Source organism: Agromyces fucosus (assembly GCF_004134865.1).
Taxonomy (GTDB): domain Bacteria; phylum Actinomycetota; class Actinomycetes; order Actinomycetales; family Microbacteriaceae; genus Agromyces; species Agromyces fucosus.
The window spans coordinates 606,251-618,519 of record NZ_SDPO01000001.1 but is presented as its reverse complement, the minus strand read 5'-3'; the positions used below and the strand labels follow the sequence as shown (position 1 = coordinate 618,519).

Annotated in this window: 9 protein-coding genes and 2 tRNA genes; 7 read left to right on the top strand and 4 right to left on the bottom strand. The window is 70.3% G+C overall.

Features of this window, described 5'->3' with window-relative positions:
- Positions 1-53: 53 nt before the first annotated feature.
- The 3 genes from ESP57_RS02915 (at position 54) to ESP57_RS02905 (ending at position 3,746) form a co-directional block, all read left to right on the top strand.
- Complete coding sequence (locus ESP57_RS02915) at positions 54-1,601, top strand: multicopper oxidase family protein (protein WP_129230486.1); 1,548 nt, start codon at positions 54-56, stop codon at positions 1,599-1,601.
- Complete coding sequence (locus tag ESP57_RS02910) at positions 1,591-3,018, top strand: sensor histidine kinase (RefSeq protein WP_129230485.1); 1,428 nt, start codon at positions 1,591-1,593, stop codon at positions 3,016-3,018. Before ESP57_RS02915 ends, ESP57_RS02910 begins: the two co-directional genes overlap by 11 nt.
- Before the next feature lie 71 nt (positions 3,019-3,089).
- On the top strand, positions 3,090-3,746 hold the full coding sequence (locus ESP57_RS02905; RefSeq protein ID WP_129230484.1) for a response regulator transcription factor: 657 nt from the start codon (positions 3,090-3,092) through the stop codon (positions 3,744-3,746).
- Positions 3,747-3,756: 10 nt separating this feature from the next.
- On the opposite strand, the gene ESP57_RS02900 is transcribed toward ESP57_RS02905, so the two are convergent.
- The 4 genes from ESP57_RS02900 to ESP57_RS02885 form a co-directional block, all read right to left on the bottom strand.
- Positions 3,757-4,485 carry a hypothetical protein gene (locus ESP57_RS02900; RefSeq protein ID WP_129230483.1) on the bottom strand — a complete coding sequence of 243 codons (729 nt, stop codon included), beginning with the start codon at positions 4,483-4,485 and terminating at the stop codon, positions 3,757-3,759.
- Positions 4,486-4,527: 42 nt separating this feature from the next.
- The gene (locus ESP57_RS02895; RefSeq protein WP_056009419.1) at positions 4,528-5,025 is read right to left on the bottom strand and encodes a Dps family protein; all 498 of its coding nucleotides are present in this window, start codon (positions 5,023-5,025) and stop codon (positions 4,528-4,530) included.
- Between the two features lie 213 nt (positions 5,026-5,238).
- Positions 5,239-5,312, bottom strand: a tRNA-Gly gene (locus ESP57_RS02890).
- 76 nt (positions 5,313-5,388) lie between these two features.
- Positions 5,389-9,171, bottom strand: a complete 3,783-nt coding sequence (locus ESP57_RS02885; protein WP_129230482.1) for an SCO7613 C-terminal domain-containing membrane protein — start codon at positions 9,169-9,171, stop codon at positions 5,389-5,391.
- A 181-nt stretch (positions 9,172-9,352) separates the two neighbouring features.
- On the opposite strand from ESP57_RS02885, the gene ESP57_RS02880 reads away from it, so the two are divergent.
- From ESP57_RS02880 to ESP57_RS02865, 4 genes are all read left to right on the top strand, one after another.
- Positions 9,353-9,426 (top strand) — tRNA-Pro (locus tag ESP57_RS02880).
- Between the two features lie 49 nt (positions 9,427-9,475).
- Complete coding sequence (gene tig / locus ESP57_RS02875; RefSeq protein WP_129230481.1) at positions 9,476-10,945, top strand: trigger factor; 1,470 nt, start codon at positions 9,476-9,478, stop codon at positions 10,943-10,945.
- Between the two features lie 156 nt (positions 10,946-11,101).
- Entirely contained in the window at positions 11,102-11,593 is a 492-nt protein-coding gene (locus tag ESP57_RS02870; protein ID WP_129230480.1) for a tetratricopeptide repeat protein, read from the top strand.
- 73 nt (positions 11,594-11,666) lie between these two features.
- Positions 11,667-12,251 carry an ATP-dependent Clp protease proteolytic subunit gene (locus ESP57_RS02865; RefSeq protein WP_056009411.1) on the top strand — a complete coding sequence of 195 codons (585 nt, stop codon included), beginning with the start codon at positions 11,667-11,669 and terminating at the stop codon, positions 12,249-12,251.
- Positions 12,252-12,269 lie beyond the last annotated feature (18 nt).

The following is a 12,269-nucleotide window of genomic DNA, read 5'->3' as shown; positions in this document are numbered from 1 at the left end:
ATTCGGCTGCGTACCGGCTGTGTCGGGTTCGCGACCGTCGCGAGGCTTGAACCATGCCAGGAACACGCCTTCGACCTCCACCACTCCGTCGCCCCCGCGCCGTGCTCGGCACCGCGCTCGCCGCGGTCGCCGCGGGCGGACTCGTGGCGATCGCCTTCGCCGGATGCGGCGTCGTCGGACCCGGACCGATCTCGACGGTCGGCAAGGTCGACTTCGAGACGCCGCTCGCGATCCCGCCGCTCGCCGAGTCCTCCGTCGACGCCGACGGCACGCGAGTGTTCGCGCTCGACGCCCAGGCGGGCACGACTGAGTTCACCGCGGGGGAGCCCAGCACCACTTGGGGCTTCAACGGCAGCTACCTCGGCCCGACGCTCGTCGCCGAGCGCGGCGAGCACGTACGTGTCGACGTCGCGAACTCCCTCGAGGAGCCGACGACCGTGCACTGGCACGGCATGCACCTGCCCGCCGAGATGGACGGCGGCCCGCACCAGATGGTGGCACCGGATGCCTCGTGGTCGCCCGAGTGGGACATCGACCAGCCGGCCGCGACCCTCTGGTACCACCCGCACCCGCATGGCGAGACCGAGGACCATGTCGCGAGGGGACTCGCGGGCATGTTCATCCTGCACGACGAGCGAGAGCGCTCCCTCGGCCTGCCGTCGGAGTACGGCGTCGACGACGTGCCCGTCATCGTGCAGGATACGGGCTTCTCGGCAGAAGGCGAGCAGGAGTCGAAGCAACGCGGCTACGCCGGCGGCCTCGGCGACGAACTCATCGTCAACGGCACCCGCGGCCCATACCTCGACGTCTCCGACGAGCTCGTGCGCCTGCGGTTGCTGAACGCCTCGACCGCGCGCACATACGCCTTCACGTGGAGCGATGCGCGCCCTGTGGAACTCATCGCGACCGACGGTGGGCTGCTCGAGGCATCCGTCTCGCTCGACCACGTGCGGCTGTCGCCCGGTGAACGCGCCGAGGTGCTGCTGCGGGTCTCGCCCGGTGAGCGCGTCGTGCTGCAGTCGAAGATGACCCCCGAGATCGCGGCACTCGTCGGGCCGGTCGCCGACACCAACGGCGGCAGCGACGCGTTCGACGTGCTCGAGGTGCGGGCCGCGGAGCAACTCGACCCGGCATCGCCGGTGCCCGCCGCCCTCAACACCATCGACGACTTCGACGTGGCCGACGTCGCGACCACCCGCACGTTCACGCTGAACGACAGCTTCGAGATCAACGGTGAGGCGATGGACATGGGTCGCATCGACGAGACCGTGACCGTCGACACCCTCGAACGATGGATCGTCGACAACGCGACGTCGCTGCCGCACAGCTTCCACGTGCATGACGTGCAGTTCCGCGTCGCGTCGATCGACGGCGCAGCGCCGCCGCCCGAGCTCGCGGGCTGGAAGGACACGATCTTCACCGAGCCCGAGAAGAAGTACGAACTGCTGATGCGCTTCGAGGACTACGCCGACTCCGACACGCCGTACATGTATCACTGCCACCTGCTCTGGCACGAGGATCAGGGGATGATGGGCCAGTTCGCCGTCGTCGAGCCCGGTCAGCATGCCACGATGACTGAAGGAACCCACCATGAGCACTGACACCACCATCGCAGCCACGCCGCCGACATCCGCGTCGGCCGCGAGCGCGGATGCCGCGCCGAAGCGCCGAAGCTACTGGTCGCTCTGGGCCAAGGTGCCTCGCGAGTTCGCCTTCCTCATCCTCACGATGCCGATCGCGATCACCGGTCTCGTCGTGCTCGCGACCACGTTCTTCACCGGTCTCGGCCTGATCGCACTGATCTTCGGCATCTTCATCGTCGTCGCGTCGCTCTTCATCGCCCGCGGCTTCGGCACGCTCGAGCTCGTGCGGCTGCGCTGGGCGGGCCGCCGCGAGATCACCCGCCCGATCTGGAACCGCGACAACCGCGAGCAGGGCTTCTGGCGCACGATGTTCGTGCCGTTCATCGACGGCCACTACTGGCTGTACCTGCTGCACGGCATGGTGATCAACCCGATCGTCAGCATCGTCTCGTGGAGTCTCACGGTCGCGTGGACGTCGGTCGCCCTCGGCGGCACGACCGGCTGGATCTGGCAGCGGTACATTCCCGACGGTCGCGGCGACCAGGACTTCTGGCTCTACGACGTCGTCGTCGACTGGCTGTTCCCGGGCAACACGCTGAGCGTCGACCCCCGCATCGGCGAAGCGGCCTTCGAGTTCGTCGTCGGCCTGATCTTCCTCGCCACCCTGCCGTTCGTGTTCCGGGGCCTCACCCTGCTGCACGACGTCATCGCGCGCGGCGTGCTCGGTTCCTGGCGCTCCGAGGCCCTCGAGCGCGAGGTCGCACAGCTCGACGCGTCACGCGGCGCCGCAGTGCAGGCCGAAGACGCGTCGCTCCGCCGCCTCGAGCGCGACATCCACGACGGCCCGCAGCAGCGGCTCGTGCGCCTGCAGATGGATCTCGCCGCGATCGAGCGCAAGCTCGAACGCGATCCCGATGCGGCACGCGAACTCCTCGGCGAGGCCCGTGAGCAGGCCCGCGAGACCCTCGAGGAGCTGCGCGCGCTCTCGCGCGGATTCGCCCCGCCGATCCTGCAGGACCGCGGTCTCGCCGTCGCCCTGCAGTCGGTCGCGGCGCGCAGCCCGATCCCGGTCACGGTCGAGATCGAACTGCCGGCGGATGCCACGTTGCCCGCCTCGATCGAGCGCAACGCCTACTTCGTCGCCGCCGAACTGCTCACCAACGCCGTGAAGCACGCCGAGGCGAGCGGCATCCGCCTGACGGTCTCGACGCGGGACACGGGCGCGACGGGGCACTGGATCGACCTCTGGGTGACCGACAACGGCCGCGGTGGCGCAGCGCTCACCGCCGGGCACGGCCTCGCCGGCCTCGAGGAGCGCGTGCAGGGCCTGCGCGGCATGCTCGTCGTCGACAGCCCCGTCGGCGGCCCGACGACGATCGGGGCGCATATCCCGTTCGTACCGCTCGCTGCGGGCGAGACGGCGCCCCTGAGCTGACATCGAGCCGCGGATGCCTCGTGGCCCACGCGGCCACGAGGCATCCGCTCGCCCGCCGATAGTGTGGGGGCATGACCGATCGCGCCCCGCTCCGCATCGTGCTCGCCGAAGATTCGGTGCTGCTCCGCGAGGGGCTCGTCCGGCTCTTCGACGAGGCCGGTTTCGAGACGGTCGCCGCCTACGGCGAGGCCGATTCGCTGCTCGCTGCGCTCGACGAGACCCTGCCCGACCTCGCGATCCTCGACGTGCGCATGCCGCCGACCTTCCGCGACGAGGGGGTGCGCGCGGCGATCGAGCTGCGGCGCCGCATGCCGAAGGTCGGGGTGCTCCTGCTCAGCCAGTACGTCGAGGGCACGTACGCCCACGAGCTGCTCTCCTCGGGCGAGGGCGGCATGGGCTACCTGCTGAAAGACCGCGTCGCCTCGCTCGACGAACTCGAAGACGCCGTCGAGCGGGTGAGCCAGGGCGGCACCGTGCTCGACCCGCAGGTCGTTCGCGAACTGCTCGCCCGCCGCAGCGACCCCCTCGAGACGTTGACGCCCCGCGAGCGCGAGGTCATGACGCTCATGGCAGAGGGCCGCACGAACGCCGGCATCGCGAAGGAGCTCTTCATCGGCGTCGGCGCCGTGGAGAAGAACGTCACGTCGATCTTCCAGAAGCTCGGCCTCGAGGACTCGGGCACCGACCACCGACGCGTGCTCGCGGTGCTCACCTGGTTGCAGCGCTGAGGAACCCGCGTCAATTCGTCGGGCTGCGCCGCAGCGGCACGTGTGTGCGCAGCACCTCCAGGTAGCTGCGGTAGCCGCGGAACATCCAGAAGAGGAACGAGACCACCGCGAGGATCGCGCCGGCGGCGACCGACCACCCCACCGACGCGGTGAATGCGTAGACCAGCGCACCGGTGAGGAGGCCGACGAGTGCGGTGTTCACGACGAGCATCACCATCGCCGAACTCGCGAAGACCTGCGTGCGGTCGCGCGCGGCGAACGGGTAGTAGGTCTGGCCGATACCGGCCTCGTCGTCGGTCGTGCCCATGAGGAAGTACCGTTCGATGCCCGGGTCGAGGTCGAGGTAGGCGCCGCGCAGCCGGTTCATCGCGAGCACGTAGGCGAGGTCTTTGGTCGCGGTGTTGAACACGCGGAACTGCGTGATGACCCCGAGCAGCACGAGCAGCACCAGCACGCCGAGCGCGGCGATCCCGAACCATCCGCGGAACTCCGTCGCGTTGCCGAGCACTCCGAGCGTCACGAGCCCCGCAGAGACGAGCGTGAGGAAGATCGCGATGCGGGTGAGCACCTCGCTCTGCGTCGTCGACCGCGACGCGAGCAGGCTCCAGTGCTCGGTGGCCAGCATCTGCGCGCGCAGCGACTTCTGGGCATCGGTCAAGGGCGGGTCGGATGCCGCGGCCGAACTGGCGCCCGCGGCATCCGCCGAAGACGAAACGGGCCCGGGTGCATCCGCCGTCATACCGGCATTCTGCACCCGGGCCCGTCAGCCCGCCATCGCGTGCTACTTCACGGCGACGTGGGAGAAGAGGAACCAGCGGTCCTTGTCGAGGCCGCGGCGGATCTCGATCACGACGTCCTGGCTCACCGGGTCGAGCTCGTCGAGACCCTCGATCGCCTCGGCGACCTTCTCGGCCGCGAGATCGATCTGGGCGACGACGTCGGCGATCGCCTCGTCGTACGGCTGGAACCCGAGCTTGGGGTTCGCGGCGCCGCTCTTGTCGGCGACCGACTTCAGGCGTCCGTCGACGGGCAGGCCCAGTGCGACGACTCGCTCGGCGGCGAGGTCGGCCCACTCCTGCGCGTGCGCCACGACCACGTCGAGCAGTTCGTGCACCGCGATGAAGTTCACGCCGCGCACGTGCCAGTGCGCCTGCTTGCCGTTGACGGCGAGGGCGACGAGCTCCTGCACGACGGGGGTGAGGAACTGGGCGACGCCCGATGCGACATCGGCGTTCGCGCCGGCCTTCGGGGTCTTGGGAGCAGTCTTCGTGTCGGTCATGTGGTCCACCTTCCCTGAACGTATGTCGGGTTCAACGCTACGCGGGTGCTCACATATTTCAAGGAAGGGAAGGCTGGGCTGAACTGGGGTTGACACGTGGCGCCGTGCACGTGTTCGCCGTCGCTGTCGATGGTCATCGGGTCTGTTCCGGAAGAAGTCCGGGCGGTGCGGTGCCGGTGATCGGGGTGCACCGCGGCGGGAGCGGTGGCTCTGTGGAGGGGATGACGGGAATCGAACCCGCGTGATCAGTTTGGAAGACTGAGGCTCTACCATTGAGCTACATCCCCGCGTACCCGCTCGCGGGCACTGGATCATCGTAGTACACGATGACCCCCGTCTTGTGACGCGCGCCGGGTCCTCGGCCTAACGTAGGGCCGCGATCGAGCGGATGGTGCCGCGAGCGAGCCGCAGCTGGCGCTCGTACGTCGCCGCGAGCACGACGAGCAGCACGCCGGCGATGCCGAGCCACAGCCACCACCACACGGCCTCGTAGAGGTCCGTGATCCACGGCCAGAGCTGCACGAGCGCGTGCACGAGCAGGACGGCACCGCCGAGCAGCAGCGGTGCCTGGAGCCGGCGCACGGCGCCGACGACGAGCACGACGACCGCGACGATGCCGAGCGTCACGATTCGCCAGAGCTGGGGATCGGTGAAGTCGGCGAAGAGCGGCGGAACGAGCAGCACGGCGAGGCCGGGGCCGAGCGCCGGCCAGCTGCCGAGCTCGGGGGAGCGGCGCATGCGGAACCACCCGGCGCCGATGAGGGCGATTCCGACGGCGGCGGTGACGAGGTCGAACGGGTCGACCTGGGCCGATGCGAGGGCGATCGTGCCGCCCATGACGAGTACGCCGAGCGTCGTCCATCCGAAGATCGGGCCCGCCGCCGGGCGCGCCGAGGTCGCGGCGGAGGCGATGTGCGCGAGTGCGAGCGCCGTGAAGAGCGCGGCCGCGCGCGCCAGGGCGGCCTCGCCGTCGACGATCTCGAGCAGGGTCGGCACGGCGGCGAGGGTGACGGATGCCGCGAGCAGCGCCTCTGCCAGCCAGAGCGGCCGAGACGTAGTGCGCGCCCACATCACCGCGATCGTCACGCCCGCCGCGAGAGCGATGAGCGGCCAGAACTCGACGATGAGCACGCTGTCGGCGACCTCGGTGGCGACGGCGGCCCCGCGAATGAGACCAGCACCGGTGAAGGCGACCCAGCCCGTGAGCACGCCGAGGAGTCGCACGGGCACCCCGCGTGCGAGTTCGGGGAGGAAGACCGCGGCGATCGCGACGACGATGCCGATCGAGACGAGCAGGAGTGCACGCAGCTCGGCGTCGCCGGCCGTGCCGATGCTCGGGAGCACCGCGATCGCCGCAGCGGTCGCGAACAGGGCGGTGCGTCCCTGCGCGGGGGCGCTCCCGCTGGTGCGCCGCCAGGTGATCAAGGCGCCCGCCAGGGCGAGGGCGGCGGCGAGCGGCAGCGTGTAGGCCTCGACGTCGACCGGGCCGCCGGCACGGTCTTCCGAGAGCCACGCCCAGACCGTCGCGACGCCGAGCGCGAGGCTCAGCCATCCGAGGTGGCGGCTGGGCGATTCGCCGCCGATGGGATCGCCCGCGAGCGCGGCGAGCACGATCGGCACCGGGGTCAGCAGGAGGAGCACGACCCAGACGTCGCCGGCGCCGAAAGAACCGGTGGCGCCGGCGACGAGTGCGAACGCGCCGACGACGCCGGCGGAGACGGCCCAGACGAGACGCGAGCGGCCCGTGCGCAGCGGCACGACATGGGCGAGCGCGGCGGCGAGCAACGCGGAGCCCGCGATGCCGATGCCGACGAACTCCGCGCCGAACGCCTCGTCGATGACGACCGCGGAGATGAATCCGAGTGCGAGCGGGGTCACCGCCGCGAACGCGATCCGCAGCCCCTCGGGCGCCCCGAGCCGCACCCACAGCACCCCGGCGATGACGAGGGCGGTCGCGGGCACCCAGCGCCACGAGGCATCCGTCTCGAAGGCGAGCGCCCAGATCGAGATGACGGATGCCGCGAACAGCGGTGTCACCGTGCACACCCGGTCGATCGTGCTGCCGAAGCGCACGACCGCGGCGAAGACGAGGACCACCGAGGAGACGACGGCGAGCCACATCCACGGCTCGACCAGTCGCACGTCGTCGGGCGCCAGCCAGAACGGGATGGAGAACACGGCGAAGACGAAGAGCGTCGAGGCGATCGCGAGATGCGCCGCGCCCACCACCGGCGCTGCGGCGGCGGGCCAGACCCGCGACGCGAGCATGCGACCGGCGACGGCGAGCACGATGACGAGTGCCGCGACCCACGGCCACACCATGGCGCTGGAGTACCCCACCCACCAGGCGAGCCCGGCGCTGGCGACGCCGCCCACAGCGAGGGTTGGGAGGAGGGCCGGAACTGCGAGGCGATGCCGGACGGCTGCGAGCGCGAGCGCCCCGCCGGCGAGCACGAGGAGCACAGCCACGGCGATCGCGGGGCCCGGTGCGACGCAGGCGAGGGCGATGCCGCTCGCGAACGCGGCGGCGGTCGGGATCGCGGCCAATGCCCGGCCGCGGCGCAGGAGCACGGAGACGACGAGCGCGCCGACGCCGACGACCACCGGCACGAGCACCGTGGTGAGGTCGTGATCGGGGACGGCGGGCGGCAGCGGCTCGCTGACCTCGAGGTTCCACGGCGGTACGCTTCCCGCCAGCCGCGTCCAGACGGTACCGAGGTACAGGACCACGCTGGACAGCACCGCGCACGCGGCGACCGCGAGTGCCGCAATGCACGCGGCGAACGAATCGCGTGCAGCAGCGGCTCCGAGGCGCGTGCCCGCGGCGAACGCGGCGGCCACGACACCCGCCGCCGCCGGCGCGAGCCAGAGTGCGACCTCGCTGTCGAGTTCGCGGAAGATCGCCAGAGTCGGGGCGAGGGCGAGGCTGAGCCCGAACACCGGGGCCGCGATCCGGCCCCAGATGGCCGACACGCCGGGTCGCAGGCGCACCGCGACGAGTGCGACCAGCCACGCGCCCGCCACTGCGAGGTACCACCACAGTTGACTCCACGGCACCTCGGGCAGCGCCCAGTAGGCGGGAAGCAGCGCGAGCGCCCCGGCGATGAAGCCCGCCGTCATCACGATCGTGCGCTCGACCATGGCGGGAAGGAGCACCGCGAGCGAGCCGAGGAGCGAGACGGCGAGGAACGCGACCCAGAACGGGGTGCTGAGTTGGCCGTCGGGTGCCGTGTCACTGGCGAGGAGGAACACGCCGACGGGTGCGAAGGCCGCCGCGGCGAATCCCGTGACGCGGATGCCGCTCGCCGCCCGCACACCCGCGAGCACCGCCGCGACGACGAGCAGGGCGCCGCCGAGGTACGCCGACGTGCTGACGGTCTCGGTGCCGAACAGCATGTTGGCACGCACGATCCACACGTCGAGCAGCAGCAGCACGATGGCGACGGATGCCACGCCCTCTGCCGTGCCCGGAAGGCGGCGGGCCCGGAGCAGCCAGGCGACGCCGAGCACGGCGACGCTCGCGACGGCGATGATGATCGAACGCACCTCGAGGGTCGCGACGAGGTAGGCGACGAAGAGGAAGACGATCGCCGTGATCGAGATGAGCACGACGCCGAGCGTCAGGAGCAGCACCTGCACGCCCGAGCGACCGGAGCGAGGGGCGGCCGCAGGCGCAGATGGGGCTGCAGGCGCACCCGCAGCCGGAGGTGCGGCCGAGGCCGCAGCGGCGGGAGCGGCGACGGGCAACGGCTGGGCGACCGGCGCCGGCACCGGAGCCGATGCGGGCACGGGCACGGAGAGAATCGGTGCGACCGCGACAGGGATCGCAGCGGGCGAGCCCGCCGTCGGGCCGGCCTGTGCCGCGGCATCCGTCGCACTCGACGCCGCCACCTGACGAACGCGTGCCGACTGCGCCGCACGCATAGCGGTGATGAGCGTCTGCCGTTCGATCTCCCGATCGTGCACGGCGCGACCCGCATTCAGCAGGTCGACCGCGGCGGGCACCGAGAGGTCGAGCCCGCAGGTGCCGCACACCGCTCCCTGCAGCGCCGTGAAGCACGAGGGGCAGAGCGTGGTGTCGATCAGTTGCAATGGGCCGGACGGCCAGCGTCGGACGTCGCGGGCATCGGCGGGGCGCTCAGGCATGGCCACACTCTGCCATGGTCGAGGGCGGCTGCGGGGGATCCTCCACAAGTCGTGTTCGGGGGTCGGAACCCGGGATGCACAACGGGCGCCTCACGCTGTGCAGTAGACTTTCCGGGGTCCATCCGTCTGACGCATGCTTTCGCATGCCCGCGCGGTTGAATCGACGAGTTGAGTCGCGACTCGGGGCGTAGCTCAGCTTGGTAGAGCGCCCGCTTTGGGAGCGGGAGGTCGCAGGTTCGAATCCTGTCGCCCCGACGAGTTCCACGACTCGACACGAACTTCCACACAACAGGAGAACTTCCACATGCCGACCACTTCGGTTGAGAAGCTGAGCCCCACTCGCGCCAAGCTCACCATCTCGGTGACGCCCGAGGAGCTGAAGCCCAGCATCGCCCACGCGTACGAGCACATCGCCGAGCAGATCAACGTGCCCGGTTTCCGCAAGGGCAAGGTGCCGCCGCCCATCGTCGACCAGCGCGTCGGCAAGGGCGCCGTGCTCGAGCACGCCGTCAACGAGGGCCTCGACGGCTTCTACCGCGCCGCCGTCGCCGAGCACGAACTGCGCCCCCTCGGCCGGCCCGAGGCCGACATCGTCGAGTGGCCCAGCGACAAGGACTTCACGGGCGACCTGCTGCTCGCGATCGAGGTCGACGTGCGCCCCGAGATCGAGCTGCCCGCCTACGACGGCCTCGAGCTCACGGTCGACTCCGTCGAGGTCGCCGATGACGAGGTCGCCGAAGAGCTCGACCGCCTGCGCAGCCGCTTCGGCACGCTCATCACGGTCGACCGCCCCGCCAAGACCGGCGACTTCGTGACCCTCGACCTCGTCGCCAAGATCGAGGACGCCGAGGTCGACACGGCCAGCGGCATCTCCTACGAGCTCGGCTCGGGCGACCTGATCGAGGGCATCGACGAGGCCCTCGACACGCTCTCCGCGGGCGAGACCACCACCTTCGCGTCGAAGCTCCTGGGCGGCGACCACGAGGGCGAGACCGCCGAGATCACCGTCACCGTCTCCGCGGTCAAGGAGCGCGAGCTCCCCGCAGCCGACGACGACTTCGCGCAGATCGCGAGCGAGTTCGACACGCTCGCCGAGCTGACCGACAGCCTCAATGAGCAGGTCGCTCGCAACAAGTCGTTCGGTCAAGGCAGCCAGGCCCGCGACCTCCTCGTCGACAAGCTCCTCGAGCTCGTCGAGGTTCCCGTCGCGCAGGCCGTCATCGACGACGAGGTGCACCGTCACCTCGAGAACGAGAACCGCCTCGAAGACGACGAGCACCGCGCAGAGGTCGCCGAGTCGAGCGAGAAGGCGTTCAAGACGCAGATCCTGCTCGACACGATCGCCGAGGCCGAGAAGGTGCAGGTCAGCCAGGACGAGTTGACCCAGTACCTCGTGCAGGGCGCAGCCCAGTACGGCATGGACCCCAACGAGTTCGTGCAGATCCTCAGCCAGAACGGCCAGATCCCCGCCATGGTCGGCGAGGTCGCGCGCAACAAGGCGCTCGCGATCGCGCTCGGCAAGGCGAAGGTGTCGGATGCCGCGGGCAAGCCCGTCGACCTCTCCGAGTTCACCGCCGTCGCCGGTGCTGAGGCTGAGGCCGAGGCAGAGGTCGTCGACGAGGCCGAAGAGATCGTCGAAGAGGCCGAAGCCGCCGAGAAGCCCGCGCCGAAGAAGCGCGCGCCGAAGAAGGCCGCCGCCGCCGACGAGGCAGCCGACGCCGCTGAGAAGCCCGCGCCGAAGAAGCGCGCGACCAAGAAGTCCGACGCCGAGTAATCGAGCAGGATTCGACAGGAGGGGCCGGGCGATTTCGCCCGGCCCTTTCCTGTATTGGAAACGTTCCGACGACGGTCTGCGCCGTGGAGGACGCGTGGCGCACGTCCTCCACGCCGCAGAACATCGCGGGACGAGACGGAGGCCAGAGAGATGCGAATGAGCTCGAACGAGGAATGGCAGCAGCGAGTCGACGCCGTCTGGGCGTCGGCCGACGAACTCGGCGACGCAGAGGTGATCCGCCGCATCGACGCCCTCGCGGGCGAGCGGCCGGCTGGGGACCCGCTCGCGCTGTTCGAGCGGGCTGGTGCACGCGACTCGGCAGGTCTCGAGGCCGAAGCGGAGCCGCTGTACCGGCAGGCCATCGCGGGCGGGCTCACGGGCTCCGAACGCGTGCAGGCTCACGTGCAGCTCGCTTCGACGATCCGCAACCTGGGGCGTCCGCTCGAGTCCGTCGCACTGCTCGACGAGATCGAGCCCGAGGCGGGCGAGCTGCGCGACGCCGTGGTCGCGTTCCGCGCCCTCGCGCGGGTCGATGCGGGCGACGCACGGCTCGCGGCATCCGAGGCCCTCGCAGCCCTCGCACCGCACCTGCCGCGGTACCGGGTGTCGCTCGCCGCATACGCTGCGGAGCTCGCGGCATCCGCCTAGGGCGAACAGCCCCGTTCACGCGCGTTGCACCGGATAGATTCGAGTGAACGCGACAACGGAAACGGAGCGACACATGGCCGAACCGACACCAGGCACCGGTGTTTTCGATCGACTGCTGAAGGACCGCATCATCTGGCTTGGCTCCGAGGTGCGCGACGACAACGCGAACGAGATCGCGGCGAAGCTGCTGCTGCTCGCCGCTGAAGATGCCAAGAAAGACATCTACCTCTACGTGAACTCGCCCGGTGGCTCGATCACGGCGGGCATGGCGATCTACGACACCATGCAGTTCGTGCCGAACGACATCGTCACCGTCGGCATCGGCATGGCCGCCTCCATGGGACAGCTGCTCCTGACGGCCGGCACCAAGGGCAAGCGGTACATCACGCCCAACGCCCGCGTGCTGCTGCACCAGCCGCACGGCGGCTTCGGCGGCACCGCGAGCGACATCCAGACGCAGGCGCAGCTCATCCTCGACATGAAGAAGCGGCTCGCCGAGATCACCGCGGCGCAGACCGGCAAGTCCGTCGAGCAGATCAACGCCGACGGAGACCGCGACCGCTGGTTCAACGCGCAGGAGGCCCTCGAGTACGGCTTCGTCGACCACATCCGCGAATCGGCGCTCGACGTCGCCGGTGGCGGCGGAACCCAGGCGTAGGCACTCGAGAGAAGAGAG